This is a genomic window from Ideonella sp. P3_A4, assembly GCF_056403075.1.
Genome location: NZ_JBFUGE010000046.1, coordinates 1 through 21,793, shown reverse-complemented (window position 1 = coordinate 21,793; position 21,793 = coordinate 1). Strand labels below are relative to the sequence as shown.

Genomic DNA, 21,793 nt, shown 5'->3' with positions numbered 1-21,793 from the left:
CGGCCGGCCTGGGTCTGCAGTCGGGCCACGCGCAGTCGGGCGACGGCCGTCGGGACCGATGTATCGCTGTCCGCCAGCAGTTCCTCGAACAGCTTCTCTCCAGCGCGCAAACCGGTATAGACGATCGGAATGTCCCGCTCGCTGCGTCCCGCCAGCCGGATCATTGTGCGCGCCAGTTCGACGATCTTCACCGGCTCCCCCATGTCCAGCACCAGCACCTGACCCGACTGTCCGATGGCGACGGCCTGGATCACCAGCCGCGCCGCTTCGGGAATGGTCATGAAGTAACGGATGATCTCCGGATGGGTCACGGTGATGGGGCCGCCCTTGGCGATCTGCTCCTTGAATTTCGGGATCACACTCCCCGACGAGCCCAGCACATTGCCGAAACGCACCGCCATGAAGCGGGTGGCAGGATGTTCAGTGGCTAGCGCCGAGACCACCAGTTCGGCCGCGCGCTTGGTGGCCCCCATCACATTGGTCGGATTGACCGCCTTGTCTGAGCTGATCAAGACGAAGCGATCGGTGCCCGCTTCGGCGGCGGCCAATGCCGCATGGTAGGTACCGAGCGTGTTGTTGCGGACCGCAGCCCAGGCGTTGTRCTCCTCCATGAGGGGCACATGCTTGAACGCCGCTGCGTGAAAAACCACTTGCGGCCGCCATTGCCGAAACACACCGCGCAGGTGACCCAAGTCCTTGACGTCGCCGATCAGTCGCACCAGTTCCAATCCCGGAAACCGGTATCCCAGATCTTGCTCGATGCTGTAGAGATTGAACTCCGACAGTTCGTAGAGCACTAGCCGCGCCGGCCCTAGGCGTCCGACCTGTCGGCACAGTTCGCTGCCAATGCTGCCCCCCGCGCCGGTGATCAGCACCGTCTTGCCCGCCAAGCACTCCTCGACGCCGGTCTCGTCCAGTTGCACCGGCTCGCGCCCCAAGAGGTCTTCAGGCTCCACATCGCGCACTCGCTCGACCGTACTGTCGCCACTGCGCAGCTCTTCCGCAGAAGGCACTGTCAACACTGGCAATCCGGTCGCGCCTGACAATTCGACAGCACGACGGCGCTGCGCGGCACTCGCCGCGGGCAGCGCGATGATCAGGTGCGTCGCGGCTCCCCTCACCCCCCGGTCCCGCACGGCCGCCAACGGCCCCAGGACCGGCACCCCAGCGATGCGGGCGCCTTGCTTGGCAGCGTCATCGTCTAGCAGGCCCAGCACGATCCAGCCCTGCTGGTGAATACCCGCCAATAGCCGCTTGGCCGCCTCGCCCGCACCGAGCACCAATGCGCGCCTGACTTCGGCTTCGCTGCCGGTGATCCTGGCACGCGAATGCTCGTACAGCATGCGGTAGGCAATGCGGACCATACACATGGCCATCAGCGTCATCACAGGATGCAGCGCCAAAACGGCACGCGGCACCTGGACCAGTTGCAGCCCCATCACGCCCACCGCACTGAAGAGGCCGGCCATCATGCAGGCCAAGGTCAGTCGCTTGACTTCGCCAAAACCCGAGAACCTCCACATGCTCTGCGGCACCTTGGCTGCGGCCAGAGAAACCAAGTAGGTCACTACCACGCCCAGCAGTACATACTGGTCGTAGACGGGCCTGGCGCCCAGCCAGCGCTCGAAGCCTAAACGGAACAAGTACGTCGCATTCCAGGCCAGCACGACCATCGTCGAATCGACCAGCAACGAAAGCGGTTCCCGATGCGGCCGCAGGCGAGCCAGAAAGCGGTCCAACCGGTGCCAGACCGTCGCCCTATGGGCGGTCATCGTCATCAAGCGCCTGGTAGTTCTTCGGACGGGTCGCCCAAGCCGTTCGGGTTTGCGGACTGCCAGCGCCAACTATCCCGACACATGTCATCCAGGCCCCGACGCGCCTCCCAGTTCAACCGCTCTTTGGCCGCCATTGGGTCGGCGAAACAAGCCGCCACGTCGCCGGGGCGCCGATCCACGATCTCGTACGGAATGGCRCGGCCGCTGGCCCGTTCGTAGGCATGAATCAGTTCTAGGACGCTGTAGCCCACACCAGTCCCCAGATTGACAGTGAAGGACGCAGACGCCTGCATGAGCGCCGCGACAGCTGAGACATGGCCTTCAGCCAAATCCATGACGTGGATGTAGTCACGCACCCCTGTACCGTCGACGGTCGGGTAGTCGCCCCCGAAAACATGGACTTTTGCGCGACGCCCGACGGCCACTTGGGCCACGTACGGCATCAGGTTGTTCGGAACGCCGCGCGGGTCCTCGCCAATCTGGCCACTTTCATGGGCGCCCACGGGGTTGAAATACCTCAGGCTGGCCACTTGCAGTTTCGGGTCGGCGGTCACCAAATCCTGCAGAATCCTCTCGCCCATCAGCTTAGTCATACCATACGGGTTCGTCGCGCCCGTGGCAGCGTCCTCACGAATGGGCAGCGACTTCGGCTCGCCATACACCGTGGCACTGGAACTGAATACCAAGCGAGAAACGTCCGCTCGCTGCATGACCTCACAAAGAGTCAGCAAACCGCCAATGTTGTTCTTGTAGTACGCCAGGGGCGTCGCCTGCGACTCCCCAACTGCCTTGTGCGCCGCAAAGTGCACCACTGCATCAATCGCGTGGCGCGCGAAAAGGCTCCTCATTGCAGCCAAGTCGCATACGTCGACCTCTTCGAAGTTCGGTGCCGATCCCATGATCGCTGTGAGCCGATCGATGACCCTAGGCGAACTGTTCGCGAAGTTGTCGATTCCCAGGACCTTGAAGCCGCGAGAGTGCAGTGCCAGCCAAGTGTGGGATGCGATGTATCCGGTGGCGCCGGTCAGAAGAATGGTGGGCATGGCGAGCCTGGTCAATTCATGGCGAAGCCCCTTACCTTAGGCCAGGGCAACAATGTCCCGTCTCGGGGACGCTCGAATTTTACTTAGCGGGGCGACGCCCGATGAGCAGCATCACGCTACGGCACAGCAGCACCAGATCCGATCGGAGCGTGGCCGTCTCCGCATAGGCCACGGCCTCGTGCAGCTTCGCGGGCATCACGATCTCGATGTAGGTGCGCTCCGGGTCGGAGGATTGAGCCAGCAAAGCGCTCTCATTAGCGAACCGCAGCGAGGCCGGATCGGTGATGCCCGGACGCACCGAGAGTGCTCGCATCTTGAGCGCAGCCGGATACATCGCCACGTACCGGGGCACTTCGGGCCGTGGCCCGACGATGCTCATGTCACCAACTAGCACATTCAGAAGCTGCGGCAGTTCATCGAACTTCGATTCTCGCAGCCATCGGCCCACCCGGGTGATTCGCGGATCGGCGCCCACCGTCAGTTGCCCGCCCAGGCGCTCAGCATCAATACCCATGGTACGGAACTTGTAGATACGAAACAACCGCCCCTCGCAACCGACGCGTTCTTGGCGGAAGAACACCGGGCCGCGAGAGTCGAGTTTGATCGCCAGGGCGACCAGCAGCCCCGGCCCCGCCAGCAGCAACAGCCCCAGTACGACGAAGGTGAGATCGAACAGGCGTTTGGCCATGAACAGCAGCACGGCCTCACGCGCCCAGCGCGCGCTTCAACGACGACGCGACACGCACTACATCTGCGTCCGTCATGCGGGTGTACAGCGGCAGGCTCAGCATGCGCTCGAAGGCGTGCTGGCTGTGCGGAAAATCTTCGTCACGCAAAGCGTAGCGTTCGCGCCAGTAAGGGTGCCGGTGCAGCGGGATGTAGTGCACGCTGCAGCCGATGCCGTCGGCATACAGCTGCTCGATCAGCGCGTCGCGGCCGATGCGTGCGTCGTCGGCTAGCCGCACGACATACAGGTGCCAGGCGTGCTGGTCGCCCGCTTCAGGTTCTGGCGGCAGCACCAACGGCAGGCCGGCCAGCGCCTCGCGATAGGCGGTGGCCAGCTCGACACGGCGCTGCTGGAAGGTGTTGGCACGTGCCAGTTGGTGCAAGCCCAACGCGGCAGCGATATCGGTCAGGTTGTACTTGAAGCCCGGCGCGACAACCTCGTAGTACCAGCTCGGCACCTTGGCGGTGAAGCGATCGAACGCGTCGCGGTTCATGCCATGCAGGCGCATCACGCGGGCCCGCTCGGCCAGCGCGGTGTCGCGTGTGACCAGCATGCCGCCTTCACCGGTGGTGATGGTCTTGTTGGCGTAGAAGCTGAAGACGGTGGCGTCGCTTTGCAGCGTGCCGATGAGTTGGCCGCGGTGTGTGGTCGGCAACGCGTGCGCGGCGTCTTCGACCACCTTCAGGCCATGGCGGCGCGCGATCGCGAGGATCGCCGTCATGTCGGCTGCCAGCCCGGCGTAATGGACCGGGATGATGCACTTGGTGCGCGGCGTGATCGCCGCTTCCACCGCTGCGGGATCGATGTTCAGCGTCGCCGGGTCGATGTCGACCAGCTTCACATCGGCGCCCAAGTAGCGCGCCACCTCGGCCGTGGCAGTGAAGGTGTGGGTGGTCGTGATGACCTCGTCGCCCAGCCCGACGCCGACGGCTTCCAGCGCCAGATGCAGCCCGGCAGTGGCCGAGTTGACGGCAATCGACTGCAATGACGGGTCGCCGTCAAGGGGGCGAAGGGCCGCTCCCGAGGCCCCTTGTCCCCCTTGGGGGGCCTGGCGTGAAACGACAGGTCTGGGGGTCGTCAGAAATTCGGTGAACGCGGCCTCGAAGCGGCGCGCTTTCGGGCCGGTCGTGACCCAGCCCGAGCGCAACGTGTCGACCACTTCGGCAATCTCGGCCTCGCCGATCTCGGGCAAGGCAAACGGCAGGAACGGGACGGCGGAAGAGCTCATGCTTGTTTGTCGATCCAGGCCAGCAGGTGCGTGCGCAGCAGCGGCAAGGTGTTGAAGACGGTGTACAGCGACGGGTGCACCCGCACCACGCGGCGCGCCAGCGGTGGTGCGAGCGTGATGCGCTGGTGCTGCAGCCGGCCTTGCGGGAACAGCTGCCGCAGCCGCGCCAACGGTACCCCGCGTACCGCGCGGTTGTGCGGATTGTCCACGGTGAAGTCATACCAGAGCACCGAGCCACCTGGCTTTACCCAGCGCCACATCGCGTCGGCCAGGCGCTGCTGGGCCGCGTCGTCGAGCAGCGATGAGAACACCGTGGCTTGAAAGACCAGGTCTTGGCTGGCAGGTGCGATGGGTGCGGCGGCGGCATCGCCGGGCCACAGCGTCACTGCCTCGGGCAGGCAAGCGCGCGCCATCGCCAAGCGATCGGGCAGGATCTCGCAACCCGTCAGGTGCGAGGCCGCGAACCCCGCGCGCAGGAACTCCAGCAGGTTGCCGCCGGCGCCGCAGCCGACCTCGGTCAATGTCAAGGCCGCCGGCTCGCGCCAGCCACGCCGTGCCAGGCCCTGCAGGATTGCGCGTTGGCGCTCCTGCACCAGTTGCCACACGTCGGGCTGCAGCAGGCTGTAGCGGTCTGGCGTGGTGCTCATCGCCGAGCCCCTCGAGCGGCCACACAAGCGTCGGCGAAGCGTTGCGCCAGCACCGGATAGCTGTGCTCGGCCCGCACGAACGCGCGGCCCCGCTCACCCATCGCGCGCCGCAGCTCGCCCGGCAGCGCCAGCAACTGCCGCACACCCGCTGCCACCGCAGCCGGCGACTCCGGCGCCACGGTCAAGCCGCAGCCGCTTTCGGCGACCGGGTCGTTGCCCGCTTCGACCGCATGCAGCACCACGCAGCCGGCCATCATGTAGTCCATCAGCTTGTTCGGCGCGATGCCGAAACGGTAGATGGGCACGCGCTGCCAACCGATGTAGGCGATGTCGATCGCGGCCAGGAAGGCCGGCACCTGCGCTTTCGGGATCGGCGGCAGCCAGTGCACATGCGCCAGCTGCTCAGCACCGATACGCTGCACCAGGCGCTCGCGCTCGTGGCCATCGCCAACCATCACGATGGTCAGCGGCAGCTCACGCAGCAGCGCGGCGGCACTCAATAGATCGTCCAGCGCGTTGGGCAGGCCCATTGAGCCGGCATAACCCAGCACCGCACGGCCCGCAGCACGCGCAGTGGCGAGCGTGGCCGCCACGTCGGGCCTCAAGGCCGCAGGCTCGCCTTGCCAGTCGTCTGGCGAGATGCCGTTCGGCACGACGTGCAGCTTGGCCAGGTTCAGCCCGCGCGAAGCCATGTGCGCATGCACCTTGGGCAGCATCGAGACGACCACGTCGGCGTCGCGGTAGGCCGACTTCTCGGCCCAGCCGCACAGCAGCGCAAACGGGTGGTTCGGCGACATGCCCGACAGCTCGATCGGCGACAAGGGCCACAGGTCGTGCACCTCGAACACCAGCACCGCGCCGGCGCGGCGGGCGATGCGGCGAGCGACCCAGATGTCCATCGGGTAGGTGCTGGACGCGATCACCACGTCGGGCTTGAATTCGTCCACCAGCGCTGGCGTGCGAGACCACACGCAGCCCAGAAAGGCGGCAATGTTCTTGACCCGGCCCAGCCCATTGCCCTGGTAGCGCGGCGCCGGCACCCAGTCGTAGTCGATGCCGTCGATGGTCTCGCGCCCGGGCTTCGGCTGTTGCGCCCGTACGTGCGAGTAGGTGGCGGCGACCATGCGCACGCGGTGCCCGGCACGTACCCATTCGCGAGCCAGGTAGTAAGGGCGGTATTCCATCCCCAGCGCCGGGCTGCCCGCGTAATGGTTCAGGTACAGGATGTTCATCGCGCGCGTGCCGGGCCGCTCAAGGCTTCGAGCCGCTCAAGGCTTCGAGCCGCTTGACATAGGCCGCCACGCTGGCCGGGAACATCGCGTGCACCCCGACCCAGGCACGCAGCGCCGCCGACACCTGGTCGGCCCGCTCGGCCAACGGGGCCAGCCGCTGCGCGCTCAACGCCTCGCTGTCGGCCAGGATCAGGCCGTTGCGGCCGTCTTGCACCAGCTCGCGGTTGGCGGGCAGGTCCGACAGGATAGGGAGGCAGCCGTGGCCCATCGCCTCCAGCACCGAGACCGAGACCGAGTCGCTGGCGGGCAGGCTCACGTACCAGCGCGAGCGGCTGTACCAGGTGGCTTGCGTGGCTGCGTCCAGTCGGCCGACGAAGCGCACCCGGCCGGCCAGGTCCGGCGCCTGGGCGCGCGCTTCGAGCGCAGGGCGCAAGGCACCGTCGTTGGCCATCACCAGTTGCGCGTCGGGCCATTGGGCCGCGATCGCGGCAAAGGTCTCGAGCACACGCTCGGGCCGGTRGATGGCCTCCAGCCCGCGATTGGCGAAGAACAACCGCTCGACCTTGGACGGTGACGCAGCCGGCAGGCTTTCGAGCCCAAACGGAAAGACCATCACCTCGCCGGCACCGAGCGCACGCATGCGCTCGGCCATGTGGGCGGAATCGCTGGTGGTCAGCGTGCAGGCTTTCAGCACGCGGCGGGTGACGAAGCGCATCGCGGCGCTGCGTTCTGGCGCCACCAGGATGTCTGAACCCCACGCTGAACCCGCGAGGCGCGCCTTGACCCCGCCCAAGCGTGTGGCCAGCCAGGCCAGCGTGCCGTGCGAACTCAGGTAGTGCGGCGCCAGCCAGTCTGGTCGGGCCTCGCGCAGCCAGCGTGACACCTCCGGCAGGTTGCGCAACAGGCCTACGTTGCCACCCTCGAAATCAGGCTGCGTGCACAGCGCGAGTCTGCGGTCCAGCGGCATCAGCTTGTTGAAGCCGATGTCGAAGCCGCGGCTCGAGATCGCCCACAGGTCCACCCTGCCCTGCAGCGCCCGCGCCCACTTCAGCAAGTGCGGGCTGTTGCCATCGCCGATCAGCACCAGCCGGATCATGGGGCCGTGGTCTCGGCCGCCCAGGCGTCGTACAGCGGCTTGAACGCCGGGTACTGCTGCAGCAGGCGCTCGTCGGTGCGGCGCGTGTCGCCGACGATGCGCGCCGGCCGACCCTCGAGGATCGCGAAGTCGGGGTAGTCGCCACGCACGAAGCTGCCAGCGCACACCAGCGTGCCGCGGCCCAGCCGGGTGTTGGCCTCGATCAGCGAGTGGGGACCGATGAACGAATACGCGCCGATCTGGATCGGGCCGGCAATCCAGCCCGGTCGCTCACGGTTGGCCGGCCAGTTGGCATAGCCCTCGCCCAGCAGGCGCTGCGTGCGGTGCGAGGCGTGCGTGACCAGGCTGCAGTGGCTGGTGATCTGCACACCATCGCCGATCGTGACGCCGCCGCTGGCCTCGATGAAGTTGAACGGCCCGATGTAGACATGGTCGCCCAGCGTCAACCGATCTTCATGCTCGATGCAAGTGGCTGGCGAGATGCGGGTGTGGGCGAGCGCGCGGCCCTGCGAGCGTTCACCGAAGACGATGCGGTAAAGCAGCGCCCGCGCCAGGCGGCGGCGCCAGCGGTTCAAGATCGCGCGGAGGGTGGTCGTCACCGGGCGGATTGTTCCACCGCTTCGGCAGCACCCGCGGTGCCCAATGGCCATGTGGCCAGGCGCCAGAAATAGGTGCCGAAGTAGACCAGCATCGCGGCGGACACCGCCCAGCCGGCCCCAACCAGGCCATCCCAGGCCAGACCGGCGACCAGTGCGCCCACGAAGGCCAGTTGCCCGACCAACGCAAGCTTCAGCGCCCAGCGCTGTGCCTGCCAAGCCATCGTCACTACCGCCAACGGACTGGCCACGAAGTGCAGCCCGATATAGAGCGCCAGCGCGCGAGCCAGTTCACCGGCAGGTCGCCATGCGGGGCCGAACAACCATTCGAACGCCCAGGGGCCGAGCCCCCACAAGGCCAGCACCAGAGGCAACGCGACGAGCGTCAGCAGCCCCATCAGGCGACGCACGGCGTGGCGCGAAACCTCGGTCGGACCCGAGCCCGCCTGCGCCAGCTGCGGGTACAGCGCCTGCGACACGGCACTGCCCACCAGCGTCGCCGGCGCCTTCAGGTACCGCAGGGCCAAGCCCCAGAAACCGGCCTCAGCCGAGCCCAGCCAAGTCGAGATGAGCGCGACCGCCACCGTGTCTTGCAAGGCCCCGGCGAACGCATGTGGCGTGTTCAGCAGCGGAAAGTCTCGGTAGCGGCGCGCCACTTCGCCCAGCCGCGGCTGATCGGCCGGACCGTGTGCGAGCGGCATGCGCAGCCACACCGCCGCCGCCAAGGCCGCGGCGATCGGCCCGCCGATCAGGCCCGCCAGACCCAGCCCGGCGACACCTGCCAGGGCCTGCAGCACCGCACCGCCGCCGTGCTGCAACACGCGCGCACCCGCCAGGGCCCGGAACCGCTGCGCCCGATTGGCCCACAGCGTGGCCAACGAGACGAGGCCCAGCGCCGCCACTGCCAGCGGAAGGGCCAGTGGGTAACCCACGCCGCGGCGCCAAGCCCAGGCAGCGCCGATCACCGCGCAGACAAGCGTTACGCCAACCAGCAGTCGCAACGACAAACGGCGCAATGCATGGGCCTCGGCGTCTTCGGTGGCCATCGGCAGCGCGAACTCATACCGCGCACAAGCCACCACGGCCAGGTTGGCAGCGACGGCTGCAAACAAGTGGAAGTGGCCGAATTCATCCGGGCTGTACAGCCGCGTCAGCCAAGGCCCCAACAGCAACGGCAACGCTTGCGCCAACGCCCCGCCGGCCAGCAACGTGAGGCTGGCGCGCAGCAGGCCGCCGGCAGCGGGTGGCACAGGGACCTGCATGCGGCTTGGCGCGCGGGCGCTCAGGCCGCCAACGTGCGGCGGCCGACGGCAGCGGCAAGCGCGGCAACCACGCGATCCTGATCGGCCTCGCTCAGGTCGGCGCTCATCGGCAAGCTCAGCACCCTGGCCGCCAGACGCTCGGACACCAGGCAGCCCGCAGCCGGCGCGAAGGCCTCGTAGGCCGGCTGCTGGTGCAGCGGCCGTGGGTAGTGCACAGCTGTCGGCACACCGGCGTCCTGCAAGGCTTGCTGCACCCGCGCACGCTCGTCGACCATCACCGTGTACTGCGCCCAGACGCAGTCGCGCCCCGGCCGCACGGCCAGGCGGTCGACGTTCAGCCCGCTGAGCATCTGGCCATAACGATCACCCAGCTCGGCTCGGCGCGCCAGCTCCCAATCCAGCCGCGGCAGCTTGGCCAGCAGCACCGCGCACTGCAGCGTGTCCATGCGGCCACCCACGCCGACACGGGTGTGCGTGTAGCGTGCGCTCTGGCCGTGGATGCGGATCTCGCGCGCGGCTTGGGCCAGCGCCGCGTCGTCGGTGAACATCGCACCGCCGTCGCCGTAGCAACCCAGGGGCTTGCTGGGGAAGAAACTGGTGCAGCCCCAGGTCGACAAGGCACCGCTGGCGCGGCCTTGCCACGTGGCGCCGAAGCTCTGCGCCGCGTCCTCGATCACGGCGAGACCGTGTCGATCGGCGATCGCATTGATGGCCGCCATGTCGGCCACTTGCCCATACAGGCTGACCGGCATGATGGCCTTGGTGTGCGGCGTGATGGCGGCCTCRATCAGCGCCGCGTCGATCAGCGCGGTGTCTGGCTCGACATCGACGAACACCGGCCGTGCGCCCAGCAGCACGATGACCTCGGCCGTCGCTGCAAAGCTGAATGGCGTCGTGATCACCTCGTCACCCGGACCGATGCCCAGCGTCATCAGCGCGATCAGCAAGGCTTCGGTGCCGCTGGCCACTGTCACGCAATGGGCTGCGCCAACGCGTTCGGCCAAAGCGATTTCCAGCTGCTGCACCTCGGGGCCGAGGATGTACTGGCCGTGGTCCAGCACGCGCTGGATCGCCGCATCGATCTCGGGTTTGAGCACCGCGTACTGGGTCTTCAGGTCGATGAACTGCATCAGGCTCCAGCCCCCACGAAAGTGACGTGCTCGCTATCGAGCCGGTAGCGCTCTCCAGTGGCCGGGCAACGCGCCTCGCCGGTCGCATCGAAGGCCAACCGTTCGCCATGGCGGCTCATCCAGCCGATGCGGCGCGCCGGCACGCCGGCCATCAGCGCATGGGCTGGCACGTCCTTGGTCACCACCGCGCCTGCGCCGACGAAGGCGTATTCGCCCACCGTCACGCCACATACGATCGTCGCGTTGGCACCCAGGGTCGCACCGCGCTGCACCAGCGTGCGACGGTACTCGCTCTTGCGCGGCACCGCGGCGCGGGGGTTGTGCACGTTGGTGAAGACCACGCTCGGGCCGCAGAAAACCTCGTCTTCCAAAGTCACCGCGTCGTAGACCGACACGTTGTTCTGGATCTTCACACCGCGGCCGATGACCACGTCGTTGCCGACAAACACGTTCTGACCAAGAGAGCAACCAGCGCCGATGCGTGCACCAGCGCAGACGTGGCTGAAGTGCCAGACATGCGTGCCCTCGCCGATCTGCGCGCCCGCGTCGACGATCGCACTGGGGTGGATGGTGACGCTCATCGCGATTCAGCCGAGCAAACGGCGTACGAACGGGTGCGCATCGGTCGACGCCGGTTGCGTCTTCGCCGAGCGAATCACGTCGACCGTTTCGATGCAGTGGCGCGCATCGGCCAGGCCATAGCCACGCCCGGCCAGGATCTCGCGGTAGCTCACCGTGTGCAGGTCGGTGAAGCCTTCGGAGAACTCGAGCTGCTCGCCCGAGATGTCGATGTTGCGGAAGGTCGTCTTCTTGCCCTTGACCTCGTCCGGCAGGTCGTTCGCGTCGATCGACAGGAACCAGCGCACCCGCGCCCGTTCGTACTCCAGGTAGCCAGCAGCCTTGGCCTCGCCGCTGAAGTGCACGACGTTGGCCTGCAGCCGGCCGAAGACGAAGTGCAGCATGTCGAAGAAGTGCACGCCTATGTTGGTCGCCACACCGAAGGACTTGCGTGGATCGCCCTTCCAGCTTTCGGCGTACCACTTGCCGCGCGAGGTGATGTAGGTCAGTTCGACGTCGAACTTGGTATCGGCCGGCGCCGCGGCCACCTTCTCGCGCAGCTTCAGGATCGCGTCGTGGTGACGCAGCTGCAGGATGTTGAAGACGCGGTGACCGGTCTCCTGTTCGACCCGTGCCAGCTCGTCCAGCAACGCGACCGTCGGCACCAGCGGCTTCTCGCAGATCACGTCCGCACCCAGGCGCAGCCCGGCGGCGACGTGGGCATGGTGCAGGTGATTGGGGCTGCAGATCGCCACGTAGTGCAGTGCCTTGGCCGGCTCGCGCCGCAACACCTGCGCATGCTCGTAGAAGCGCTCGAACTCGGTGAAGAATTCGGCTTGCGGCGCCAGGCTGTCGATGATGCCGACCGAATCATTCACGTCGTAGGCCACCGCCAAGCAGTTGCYGGTGTCGACGATGGCGCGCATGTGGCGTGGGGCGATGTAGCCGGCGGCGCCTATGAGGGCGAAGTTCTTCATGCGTGGTCAGAGCCGAAAGATAGTGGCGCCCGTGGCCGCCAGTGCCTTGGCGTCGAACAATGATTTCACATCGGCGATCACCGGCTTGTCACCACGAACCAGCGCGCGCAACTGCACCGGCGTCAACGCCCGGTACTCACGGTGAGCCACCGCAACGACCAGCGCGTCGAACGGCGCATCGGCCAGCGTGGCCAGCTCAATGCCACATTCCTCGCGTACTTCGGTCGCATCAGCATACGAGTCCACAACGATCACCTGGGTGCCGTGGTCACGCAACTCGTTCACCAGGTCGACGACTTTCGAGTTGCGGATGTCCGGGCAGTTTTCCTTGAAGGTGATGCCCAGCACGCCGACGCGGCAGCGCGGCACGTCGAGGCCGTTTTGCAGCATGCGCTTGATGACGTTGCGAGCCACATAGCGGCCCATGTTGTCGTTGATGCGCCGGCCGGCCAGGATGACCTGCGGGATGTAGCCGAGCTGCTCGGCCTTGAAGGTCAGGTAGTAGGGGTCGACGCCGATGCAGTGGCCACCGACCAGGCCCGGCCGGAACGGCAGGAAGTTCCACTTCGTCGCCGCGGCGGCGATCACCTCCGCGGTGTCGATGCCCATGCGGGCGAAGACCACGCTCAGCTCGTTCATCAGCGCGATGTTGAGGTCGCGCTGGGTGTTTTCGATTACCTTCGCGGCCTCGGCGACCTTGATGCTGGGCGCGCGGTGCACGCCGGCCATCACCACCGACGCGTAGACCTCGGCCACCGTGTCGAGCGTCGCCGCGTCGCAACCAGAGACGATCTTCTTGATGTTCTCGAAGCGATGCTCGCGGTCRCCGGGGTTGATGCGCTCCGGGCTGTAGCCGGTGAAGAAGTCGACCCCGTGCTTGAGACCCGAGGTGGCTTCGAGCACCGGCACGCAGTCGTCTTCGGTCGCGCCGGGGTAGACGGTGGATTCGTAGACGAYGATGTCGCCCTTCTTCAGCGCCGCACCGACGCTGCGCGAAGCCGAGATCAGCGGTGACAGGTCGGGCTTGTTGGCGCTATCGACCGGCGTGGGCACAGCGACGATGAAGAAGTCCGCCTGGCGCAGGTCGTCCAGCTGATCAGTGCAGCGCAGCTGCGCGGCGGCCAGCTCGGCCGGCGAAACCTCACCGGTGCGGTCATGGCCAGCACGCAGCTCGGCGATGCGCTGGGCGTTGATGTCGAAACCAATCGTCGGCGCACGCTGGCCAAAGGCCACGGCCACGGGCAGGCCGACGTATCCGAGACCAACGACGGCGACTTTGCGGTTCATGGGTGGGTTTGGGCGCCCGGACGCAGGGCCAAAGCCGAGGATTTTAGGACGCCGCCCCGGAAGGACAGGCGCGCCGGCGCCCACCACCTAAAATCGCCCCTCCCTGCCCTGCCGGCGCGCCTTCTCGCGTACCGGCGCCTCGCGAGCATTGCATGAGCCAAGACAACACCACCCCGCCGACCGACGACAACCAGCTCATCGCCGAACGCCGCGAGAAACTCGCTGCGATCCGCGCGCAGGCCAAAGCCACCGGCACGGCGGCGTTTCCGAACGACTTCAAGCCGACGCACCACGCGCTGGACCTGCACCACCGCCACGGCCAGGTGCCGAACGAAGAGCTGGAGCCGCAGGGCGTGAAGGTGGTCGTCGCCGGCCGCATGATGCTCAAGCGCGTGATGGGCAAGGCCTGTTTCGCGACGCTGCAGGACTCTTCCGGTCGCATCCAGCTGTACGTGACGCAGGACGGCGTCGGCGCCGAGGTGCTGGCCGCCTTCAAGCACTGGGACCTGGGCGACATCCTCGGCTGCGAAGGCACTTTGTTTCGCACCAAGACCGGCGAGTTGTCGGTCAAGGCGACTTCGGTGCGCCTGCTGACCAAGAGCCTGCGGCCGCTGCCAAGCGACTTCTACGGCATGAAGGACCAGGAGCAGAAGTACCGCCAGCGCTACGTCGACCTGATCACCGACGACTCGGCGCGTGCCCGCTTCGTCGCACGCAGCAAGGCCGTGTCGTCGATCCGCAGCTTCATGGTCGAGCACGGTTTTCTCGAAGTCGAGACGCCGATGCTGCACCCGATCCCTGGCGGCGCGAACGCCAAGCCCTTCGTCACGCACCACAACGCGCTGGACCAGGAGATGTTCCTGCGCATCGCGCCGGAGTTGTACCTGAAGCGCTTGATCGTCGGCGGCTTCGAGCGCGTGTTCGAGATCAACCGCAACTTCCGCAACGAAGGCATCTCGGTTCGGCACAACCCCGAATTCACGATGATGGAGTTCTACGCGGCCTACTGGAACCACCACGACCTGATGGACTTCACCGAAGCCGTGCTGCGCCATGCCGCGCGTGCGGCCACCGGCTCGGCGGCGTTGACCTACGCCGGCAAGCCGGTCGAGCTGGACAAGCCGTTTGCCCGCCTGTCGGTGCGTGAATCGCTGGTGGTGCATGCCGGCATCAGCGAAGCCGAATCGACCGATGCCGCAGCACTGCACGAGAAGCTGAAGGCCCTGGGCGAAGAACCGCCGGCGCACTGGAAGCTGGCCGAGCTGCAATTCGGCCTGTTCGAGGCGGCGGTGGAAGAAAAGCTCTGGCAGCCGACCTTCATCATCGACTACCCGGTCGAAGTCAGCCCGCTGGCCCGCGCGTCGGACTCGAACCCGGCGATCACCGAACGCTTCGAGCTCTTCATCACCGGCCGCGAATACGCCAACGGCTTCTCGGAGCTGAACGATGCCGAGGACCAGGCGGCGCGTTTCCAGGCCCAGGTGGCGAACAAGGACGCAGGCGACGAAGAGGCGATGTTCTTCGATGCCGACTTCATCCGCGCGCTCGAATACGGCATGCCCCCTACAGGCGGCYGCGGCATCGGCATCGACCGGCTGATGATGCTGCTGACCGACAGTCCCAGCATCCGCGACATCATCCTCTTCCCAGCGCTGCGCCGGGAGTCCTGAAGCACGGTAGCGCTGCGCCACGCGGCTTGATGCGCCGCAAACCGGACTGATCCGAAGCGGCGATGATGTGCGACACCATGGCCGCAGCCCTGCCCACCGACGATCTCGGCGCCCTTGAGGCGCGGTTGTGGGCCGAGCTGGTCGCCGCCGCTCACACGCGGGGCCATGCCTGGCGAACGCCGGTGCTGGCGACTGCTTGCGGCACCGCAGGCGTGGATGCGCGAGTGGTGGTACTGCGCGAGGTCGACGCATCGGCGCGTGAGTTGGCCTTCTTCACCGACGCTCGGTCGCCGAAGGCCAACCAGATCGCCGCCCATCCGCAAGCGACGATGGTGATGTGGGCGGCCGAGCTCGGCTGGCAGCTGCGCCTGAGCTTGCACTTGACGCTGGAGACCAGCGGCCTTGCTGTGTCGTCGCGCTGGGCGACGCTGAAGATGACACCGGCGGCGCAGGACTATCTGTCGCCGCTGCCACCCGGTGCTCCGCTGGGTGCGCACCCGGCCCCAGAGCGAGGCTCACGCGACCATTTCGCGGTGGTCACGGCGCAGGTACGAGCGGTGGACTGGTTGTCGCTCGATCCCGCGGGACACCGGCGCGCCGTCTTCGACACTGCCGGCGCGCGCTGGGTTCAGCCCTAGCCTACGACTTACTCCGGCCGTTCGAACTGCGGCGGCCGCTTGTCCAAGAATGCGGCCATGCCTTCGCGCTGGTCGTTGGTGCCGAACATCGCGTGGAACAGGCGGCGTTCGTACCACAGGCCGTCGGTCAGCGACGATTCGAAGGCGCGGTTGACCGCCTCTTTCGCGGCCATCACCGAGATCTGGCCGAAGCCGTTGATCTGCGCGGCCACCGTGAATGCTTCGTCCATCAGCTTGTCCAGCGGCACCACGCGAGACACCAGGCCCCAGGCCTCGGCCTGCTGCGCGTTGATCCAGCGGTTGGTCAGCACCATGTCCATCGCCTTGGCCTTGCCGATCGCGCGCGGCAGGCGCTGCGTGCCACCCGCGCCGGGCACCACGCCGATCGTGATCTCAGGCTGGCCGAACTTGGCGTTGTCGGCGGCGATGACGATGTCGCACATCATCGCGACCTCGCAGCCACCGCCGAGCGCCACACCACCGACCGCGGCGATCACCGGCTTGCGCACGCGGCGCATGGTTTCCCAGTTGCGGCTGATGTACTCGGTGCGATAGGTGTGCTGGAAGTCGTAGTCCTTCATCGCGGCGATATCGGCGCCGGCGGCAAAGGCTTTCTCGCTGCCGGTGACGACGATGCAGCCGATGCCGGGGTCGGCGTCGAAGGCCAGCAGCGCCTGGCCCAGCTCGTCCATCAGCTGGTCGTTCAGCGCGTTCATCTGCTTGGGCCGGTTCAGACGGATCACGCCGGTCTGCAGCGCCGCGTCACCGTGGCGTTCGGTCAGGATGCATTCGTAGGCCATGGCGGCACTCCTCGTTTCGTCGTTCAGCGAACTATACGTTCCGAGGCTCGCGGCGCAGGCGCTTGCGGCGGCGGACCGGACTGCAGCGGGCGGCTGTTGAGGATGAGTTCACCGTAGTTCTCGGCGTCCTGGCGCAGCAGGATCTTGGCCGGCAGGTACTGCAGGCTCGGGGCGATCCACATGTCCACCAACCACTCCTTGCCACGCCGGCTCGTGGGCCGGGGCTCCAGGTGAAAGGCATTGACCTCGCCGAAGGGCAAGTAGAGGGTCACCTGCTCGCGCACGTCGTAGGTCCAGCGCCCGACGCGGCGCGGCAGCGCCAACGGGAACTCGATCGTGCGGCCGACCTGCAGCAGCTCGGGCTGGGTCAGGAACATCCAGGTCATCTGCACAAACTGGCTGGCCGTGTCCTGCACGCCGGGCACCCAGTCGTTGACCTTCTGGTTGGCCAGCACGATGCKGTCGGCCTCGAAGCGCACGCTTTGGCCGACCGTGTCGGAAAACAGGCGTTCGGTCACCTCGTCGTAGCGGCTCGGCGCGAGCCCGTTGGGCCCCAGTTGGCCATCGCTGAGCATCTTGCGCCCACCCAGCATCGGCACCCGTACTTCGAGCCGCACCTGGTAGTGGCTGCCGTCGCGCAGCCACTCGACCTTGGCGTTGCCCAGCACCGGGCCGCGGTAGTAGCCGTTGAAGTCGTAGTTCAGGCGGGTCGACGGCGGCCAATCGAAACTGGCGACGGCGCTCGACGCCGGGGCTGATGCCGCCGCCGCGACGGGCACCGCGCTGGCAGATGCCGACGCTCCGGCCGCCGATGCAAGGTCCAGCGGCGCGGAGGCCACCACTGCCGGGGCACTGGCAGCGGAAGCGGCCACCTCTGCCACTTCGACGACCGGTTCGCTGGCGGGTTGAGAGGCTGCCGACGCAGCAGGCTCGGGCCGGCGCGCGGCCCGGGTCATCTTGGCAGGTGGCGGTGGCGCCGCGGCATACACCGGCGGCGCCGCGGGCTGCAGTTCACGCACAAAGGCGACCTCGATCGCGCGCGGCGAGTCGTCGTCGTCAGCATCCCCTTCACCGAGGCGGCTGTCGGGCAGCTGAGCGGCCAGCCACCAGTGGCTGATCGACACGACGACCAACAGCACGCACCAGCCTGCACGGCGTGCGACGCGGGCCCGGCTCGAACGGCCACCGGGCAGCGCGGCGCCCATGTCAGCAGCCGGCCTGCATAGCCGCTGGCTCAGTCACCCAGCCAGGCCCGGCGCAGCGCCAGCGCGGCGGCGGGGGCTTGGGCGTCCGGCGCCAGGTTGAGGTTGCGCTCCAGCGCCGGTGCGGCCAACGGCTTCACCGCCAATGTGCGCACACGCTGCTGACGCACCAGCAGCAACTCGAATGGCTGGCCTTCGGGGACCCATTGCTGCGCGTCGTCCAGGCGGCGGATGCGCCAGCCGTCGACAGCCAGCAGTTCGTCACCTGGCGAGATGCCGGCGGCAGCTGCGGCGCTACCTGTCAGCACCGATTTCACCTGCACACCCGTCACTGGCCCTTCGGACAGCTTCAGGCCCAGCGCGGTGCTCCATGACGCCTTGTCTTCGCTGCGCTTGACGCCGGCCGCGGCCAGCGCCGCATCGAGCGGCAGATCGTCGCGACCATGCACCCAGGATTTCAGCGACTCGGCCAAGGCCGCGCCGCCGAGCTCGGTGAGTTCGTTCAGCACACGTTCTTCGGTCAGCGCGCCATTCGGGCAGGCCTTCCACAACCTGCGCATCAGCGCGTCCAGCGATTCACCGGCGCGGCGCAGGTGCAGGTCGAGCAGCAGCGCCACCAGCGAGCCCTTGGTGTAGTAGCTGATGGTCGAGTTCGGCGTGTTCTCGTCGCTGCGGTAGTACTTGACCCAGGCGTCGAAGCTGGCCTCGGCCACGCTCTGCACCTTCTGCCCCGGCGTGCCGCGCACCCCGCTGATCGTGCGGGCGATCAGCTTCAGGTAGCGCGCGCTGTCGATCAGGCCGGCGCGGCGCAGCATCAGGTCGTCGTAGTACGAGGTGAAGCCCTCGAAGAACCACAGCAGCCGGGTGTAGTTTTCCTGGCCGTAGTCGAGCTCGACAAACTCGGCCGGCTTCAGGCGCTTGACGTTCCAGGTGTGGAAATACTCGTGGCTGATCAAGCCGAGCAGCGTGATGTAGCCGTCACTGGCCGCCGCCTGGCCGCGGCGCGGCAGGTCGCGCCGGTTGGCCAGCAAGGCGGTGCTGGCGCGGTGCTCGAGCCCGCCGTAGCCGTCTTCGACCGTGTTCAGCATGAACACATAACGCTCGAACGGTGGCTTGCCGCGGCCGTGCCAGAAGCTGATCTGCGCGGCGCAGACGCGCTTGGCATCGGCCAGCAGGCGCTCGCCGTCGAAGCTGGGCCAGGCCCCGGCGACGACGAACTCGTGCGGCACGCCGCCTGCTTCAAATTCACCGCGCCAGAAGCGGCCGAGCTCGAACGGGTGGTCGACCAGTTCGTCGTAGTCGGCGCTGACAAACCCGTGGCGAACACCAGCCAGCGCGGGCATCGCGGTGGCCACGTCCCAACCGCTGGGCACGCCGGCCAGACGCACCTCGTGCGGCACGCCTTCCTGGCCATGCACGCGCAAGCACAGACTGGTTGGGTTGAAGAAGCCGCGGCTGTCGTCGAGGAAGGCCGTGCGCACCGAGTTGTCGAAGGCGTAGGCCTCGTAGCTCAGCGTCAAGGCACCGCGGCCGGTGGTGTCGACACGCCAGGTGGTCTTGTCGAGTTGGGTCAGTGCCGCGTCGCCGCGGCCTTGCTGCGCGCTCAGACCACTCAGGTGGCGGCCGAATTCGCGCACCATGTAGCTGCCGGGGATCCACACCGGCAGGCTGAACAGCTGAACGCGGGCCGGGGCCGGCACGGTCAGCGTCACCCGGTAGCGGTGGTTCGCGGCGTCGGTCAGGTCGATGCGGTAGCGGATGGAGGCGGTCATCAGGTGCCCGCCGCGCCAATGAAGCAGCTCAGGCTGGCCACCGCGCTCAAGCGAAAGCGCAACGTCAACCAGGCATTCAAGCCCTGCTCGGCCAGCAGCTTGCGATCAACCGCGTAGCAGACCAGCAGCATCGCGCCGAGCAGCGCCAAGCCGGCATACGGCGGCATCATCACGCCCAGCGCGGCCACCAGCGGCGGCACGACGGACCAGCCGAAATGGGCCGGTTCGTTGTGGCCAGCGCGCATCGCCAAGCCCCAGTGGATGCCACCGAGAAAGGCGACGATGCAGCCCGCATAACCGGCTGTCGCAGCGGTCACATAGGGTTGCGCCTCGGGGTAGACCAGCCAGATCAGCGCGGCGCCGAGCACGAACGGGATCAACCCGGCCGCGCCCAGCTGGCGCGCCAGGCGCGGAGGTTCGGCCGCCAACGCGGCCGGGTGTGAAAGATGGGTGGTGGCGACACTCATGGCGCGCATTGTCGCTGCAGCCCCACCGATTTGTTTGCGTTTGAAACGAGCCCGAACGGGATTGCGTTCAGGACTTCTTGCTCGCTTCCTTCATGCGCTCTTCGAGGCGGTCAACCGGCAACGCACCGGGCGAGCGGGTGCCGTCTTCGAACACCACCGCCGGCGTGCCGTTGATCTTGTACTTGCGGCCGATCTCGAGGTTGCGCTCCAGCACCGCGGTGTCGCACTTGTCGCTCTGCTTGGGCGGCGTGACGCCGTCGATCATCCACGAGCGCCAGGTCTTGGCACTGTCCTTCGCGCACCAGATGTCGCGCGACTTGACGTTCGAGTCCGGCCCCAGGATCGGCAGCAGGTAGGTGTAGATCGTCACATCCTTCAGCGCCAGCAGGTCGCGCTCGATGCGCTTGCAGTAACCGCAATTCGGGTCGGCAAAGACCACCAGCTTGCGCAGGCCGGTGCCCTGCTTGAAGACCATCGCGTCTTTCAACGGCAGCGTGGCGACGTCGATCATCGTCAGCTTGTCGACGCGGGCCTTGGTCAGGTCGATCTGGGTCTTGGTGTCCAGCATCGCGCCTTCGATCAGGTACGAACCGGTCTCGTCGGCATACAGGATGTCGGTGCCGATGCGCAGCTCGTAGATGCCCGGAATCGGCGTCTTGCTGATTTCATCGATCTTCGGCAGCTTGGGCATGCGGTCGGTCAGGGCCTTGCGGATTGCCGCTTCATCGGCCTGGGCGAGTTGCGTGGCCACAGCCAGCGTGCCGATCAGCGCCATGCCGGGCAGCAGACGGGCGAGGCGTGCCGCGCGGGTGAACAAGTGATTCATGGAAAGTCCTTCAGAAGCGGAAACGGTTTGTCTCAGGTTGGAATATTCGCAGGATCAGGTGTCCAGCGCCTGGCCGACCAGCCAGCGTTTGATGGGCGTGATGTGATTGACCAGACCCAGGCCGCGGTTGCGAAGTTCCCGCAGCCAGGGCTGTTGCCCGGCAAAAAGCTGCCACAGGCCATCGGTGGCCTGGGCCATGGCCCAGGTGCCGGTGGCGCGGCGGCGAGCATAGCGGCGCAGCAAATCGGCGTCGCCCGGGGAGCGCCAGCTCTCGCGCCCGGCCAGCACGTCGGCCAGCGCGGCCACGTCGGCCAGGCCCAGGTTCAGGCCCTGGCCGGCGAGCGGATGCACCACGTGAGCGGCGTCGCCCACCAGCGCCCAGCCCGGGCCGCTGACCGCCGACGCCCGGCCCAGCATCAGGGGCCAAGCGGCACGCTCGCTGGCCAGCGTCAGGCGGCCAGCGCCACCGCCGCTGGCTTGGTTCAACGCAGCGTCGAATTCGGGCACCGGCAGCGCCAACAGACGTTCCGCTTCGGCCTCGGGTAGCGACCAGACCAGGCCGTAGCTGTGACCTGCCTGCGGCCGGTCGAACGGCAGCAAGGCGAAGATATCCGGGCTGCGGAACCACTGGTGCGCCACGCCGCCGTGCGGCCGGTCGGATACCAGGCGGGCGGCAATCGCGCGCTGGCCGTAGCTGTGCTGCTCGAACTGCACACCCAGTTGCTGCCGGAGCGCCGAGGCCTTGCCCTCGGCCACCACGGTCAACGCGGCCGCTGGTGGTTCGGCGAACAGGTGGACTTGCGGGCTGAAGCCGACCGCCGTGTCCAGCACCGCCTCCAGCGCGGCGCCGTCCCTGGCTT

General features: G+C 67.3%; 21 protein-coding genes. 2 read left to right on the top strand and 19 right to left on the bottom strand.

The genetic code is table 11. The annotated features are described in order from the left end of the window. The 13 genes from AC1DYI_RS07620 to AC1DYI_RS07560 form a co-directional block, all read right to left on the bottom strand. Positions 1-1,778, bottom strand: a 1,778-nt coding sequence (locus AC1DYI_RS07620; RefSeq protein WP_477203485.1) for a polysaccharide biosynthesis protein, incomplete at its 3' end; no start/stop codon positions are given. Next, positions 1,778-2,818 carry a UDP-glucose 4-epimerase GalE gene (gene galE, locus AC1DYI_RS07615; RefSeq protein ID WP_477203484.1) on the bottom strand — a complete coding sequence of 347 codons (1,041 nt, stop codon included), beginning with the start codon at positions 2,816-2,818 and terminating at the stop codon, positions 1,778-1,780. The genes AC1DYI_RS07620 and galE, both read right to left, overlap by 1 nt. A 79-nt stretch (positions 2,819-2,897) precedes the next feature. Then, on the bottom strand, positions 2,898-3,506 hold the full coding sequence (locus AC1DYI_RS07610) for a sugar transferase (RefSeq protein WP_477203486.1): 609 nt from the start codon (positions 3,504-3,506) through the stop codon (positions 2,898-2,900). Between the two features lie 16 nt (positions 3,507-3,522). Further along, on the bottom strand, positions 3,523-4,773 hold the full coding sequence (locus AC1DYI_RS07605) for a DegT/DnrJ/EryC1/StrS family aminotransferase (RefSeq protein ID WP_477203483.1): 1,251 nt from the start codon (positions 4,771-4,773) through the stop codon (positions 3,523-3,525). Then, a complete protein-coding gene (locus tag AC1DYI_RS07600; protein ID WP_477203482.1) occupies positions 4,770-5,420 on the bottom strand; it encodes a class I SAM-dependent methyltransferase in 651 nt (216 codons plus the stop codon). Before AC1DYI_RS07600 ends, AC1DYI_RS07605 begins: the two co-directional genes overlap by 4 nt. Then, a complete protein-coding gene (locus tag AC1DYI_RS07595; RefSeq protein WP_477203481.1) occupies positions 5,417-6,652 on the bottom strand; it encodes a glycosyltransferase family 4 protein in 1,236 nt (411 codons plus the stop codon). Before AC1DYI_RS07595 ends, AC1DYI_RS07600 begins: the two co-directional genes overlap by 4 nt. Positions 6,653-6,671: 19 nt before the next feature. Beyond that, the gene (locus tag AC1DYI_RS07590; protein ID WP_477203480.1) at positions 6,672-7,748 is read right to left on the bottom strand and encodes a glycosyltransferase; all 1,077 of its coding nucleotides are present in this window, start codon (positions 7,746-7,748) and stop codon (positions 6,672-6,674) included. Beyond that, entirely contained in the window at positions 7,745-8,347 is a 603-nt protein-coding gene (locus tag AC1DYI_RS07585; RefSeq protein ID WP_477203479.1) for an acyltransferase, read from the bottom strand. The genes AC1DYI_RS07590 and AC1DYI_RS07585 overlap by 4 nt, the downstream gene beginning before the upstream one ends. After that, positions 8,344-9,606, bottom strand: coding sequence for a lipopolysaccharide biosynthesis protein (locus AC1DYI_RS07580; protein ID WP_477203478.1), 1,263 nt, complete (start codon positions 9,604-9,606; stop codon positions 8,344-8,346). Before AC1DYI_RS07580 ends, AC1DYI_RS07585 begins: the two co-directional genes overlap by 4 nt. Before the next feature lie 20 nt (positions 9,607-9,626). Continuing rightward, positions 9,627-10,736, bottom strand: a complete 1,110-nt coding sequence (locus AC1DYI_RS07575; protein ID WP_477203477.1) for a DegT/DnrJ/EryC1/StrS family aminotransferase — start codon at positions 10,734-10,736, stop codon at positions 9,627-9,629. Beyond that, a complete protein-coding gene (locus AC1DYI_RS07570; RefSeq protein ID WP_477203476.1) occupies positions 10,736-11,317 on the bottom strand; it encodes an acyltransferase in 582 nt (193 codons plus the stop codon). The genes AC1DYI_RS07575 and AC1DYI_RS07570 overlap by 1 nt, the downstream gene beginning before the upstream one ends. Positions 11,318-11,323: 6 nt before the next feature. After that, a complete protein-coding gene (locus tag AC1DYI_RS07565; protein ID WP_477203475.1) occupies positions 11,324-12,271 on the bottom strand; it encodes a Gfo/Idh/MocA family protein in 948 nt (315 codons plus the stop codon). Between the two features lie 6 nt (positions 12,272-12,277). Next, a complete protein-coding gene (locus AC1DYI_RS07560) occupies positions 12,278-13,558 on the bottom strand; it encodes a nucleotide sugar dehydrogenase (protein ID WP_477203474.1) in 1,281 nt (426 codons plus the stop codon). Between the two features lie 152 nt (positions 13,559-13,710). Here AC1DYI_RS07560 and lysS point away from each other — a divergent pair, with 152 nt between their 5' ends. Then, complete coding sequence (gene lysS, locus AC1DYI_RS07555) at positions 13,711-15,228, top strand: lysine--tRNA ligase (RefSeq protein ID WP_477203473.1); 1,518 nt, start codon at positions 13,711-13,713, stop codon at positions 15,226-15,228. Positions 15,229-15,305: 77 nt separating this feature from the next. Further along, complete coding sequence (locus AC1DYI_RS07550) at positions 15,306-15,866, top strand: pyridoxamine 5'-phosphate oxidase (protein ID WP_477203472.1); 561 nt, start codon at positions 15,306-15,308, stop codon at positions 15,864-15,866. An 8-nt stretch (positions 15,867-15,874) separates the two neighbouring features. Here AC1DYI_RS07550 and AC1DYI_RS07545 read toward each other — a convergent pair whose 3' ends face one another. The 6 genes from AC1DYI_RS07545 to AC1DYI_RS07520 form a co-directional block, all read right to left on the bottom strand. After that, entirely contained in the window at positions 15,875-16,666 is a 792-nt protein-coding gene (locus tag AC1DYI_RS07545; RefSeq protein WP_477203471.1) for an enoyl-CoA hydratase, read from the bottom strand. A gap of 23 nt (positions 16,667-16,689) precedes the next feature. After that, positions 16,690-17,871: a DUF3108 domain-containing protein gene (locus AC1DYI_RS07540; RefSeq protein ID WP_477203470.1), complete on the bottom strand. Its 1,182-nt coding sequence runs from the start codon at positions 17,869-17,871 to the stop codon at positions 16,690-16,692. A gap of 29 nt (positions 17,872-17,900) precedes the next feature. Then, positions 17,901-19,640 carry a M61 family metallopeptidase gene (locus tag AC1DYI_RS07535; RefSeq protein WP_477203469.1) on the bottom strand — a complete coding sequence of 580 codons (1,740 nt, stop codon included), beginning with the start codon at positions 19,638-19,640 and terminating at the stop codon, positions 17,901-17,903. Next, complete coding sequence (locus AC1DYI_RS07530) at positions 19,640-20,107, bottom strand: DUF3429 domain-containing protein (RefSeq protein WP_477203468.1); 468 nt, start codon at positions 20,105-20,107, stop codon at positions 19,640-19,642. Before AC1DYI_RS07530 ends, AC1DYI_RS07535 begins: the two co-directional genes overlap by 1 nt. Before the next feature lie 67 nt (positions 20,108-20,174). Continuing rightward, the gene (locus AC1DYI_RS07525; protein ID WP_477203467.1) at positions 20,175-20,933 is read right to left on the bottom strand and encodes a DsbC family protein; all 759 of its coding nucleotides are present in this window, start codon (positions 20,931-20,933) and stop codon (positions 20,175-20,177) included. A gap of 54 nt (positions 20,934-20,987) precedes the next feature. Beyond that, a partial coding sequence (locus AC1DYI_RS07520; protein ID WP_477203466.1) for an FAD-dependent monooxygenase occupies positions 20,988-21,793 on the bottom strand: 806 nt, incomplete at its 5' end.

Coding starts and splice junctions, on each gene's coding strand:
- AC1DYI_RS07570 (WP_477203476.1), bottom strand. CDS start 11,317: ATGAGCGTCACCATCCACCCCAGTGCGATCGTCGACGCGGGCGCGCAG.
- AC1DYI_RS07535 (WP_477203469.1), bottom strand. CDS start 19,640: ATGACCGCCTCCATCCGCTACCGCATCGACCTGACCGACGCCGCGAAC.
- AC1DYI_RS07595 (WP_477203481.1), bottom strand. CDS start 6,652: ATGAACATCCTGTACCTGAACCATTACGCGGGCAGCCCGGCGCTGGGG.
- AC1DYI_RS07600 (WP_477203482.1), bottom strand. CDS start 5,420: ATGAGCACCACGCCAGACCGCTACAGCCTGCTGCAGCCCGACGTGTGG.
- AC1DYI_RS07525 (WP_477203467.1), bottom strand. CDS start 20,933: ATGAATCACTTGTTCACCCGCGCGGCACGCCTCGCCCGTCTGCTGCCC.
- AC1DYI_RS07580 (WP_477203478.1), bottom strand. CDS start 9,606: ATGCAGGTCCCTGTGCCACCCGCTGCCGGCGGCCTGCTGCGCGCCAGC.
- AC1DYI_RS07610 (WP_477203486.1), bottom strand. CDS start 3,506: ATGGCCAAACGCCTGTTCGATCTCACCTTCGTCGTACTGGGGCTGTTG.
- AC1DYI_RS07550 (WP_477203472.1), top strand. CDS start 15,306: ATGGCCGCAGCCCTGCCCACCGACGATCTCGGCGCCCTTGAGGCGCGG.
- AC1DYI_RS07530 (WP_477203468.1), bottom strand. CDS start 20,107: ATGAGTGTCGCCACCACCCATCTTTCACACCCGGCCGCGTTGGCGGCC.
- AC1DYI_RS07545 (WP_477203471.1), bottom strand. CDS start 16,666: ATGGCCTACGAATGCATCCTGACCGAACGCCACGGTGACGCGGCGCTG.
- AC1DYI_RS07605 (WP_477203483.1), bottom strand. CDS start 4,773: ATGAGCTCTTCCGCCGTCCCGTTCCTGCCGTTTGCCTTGCCCGAGATC.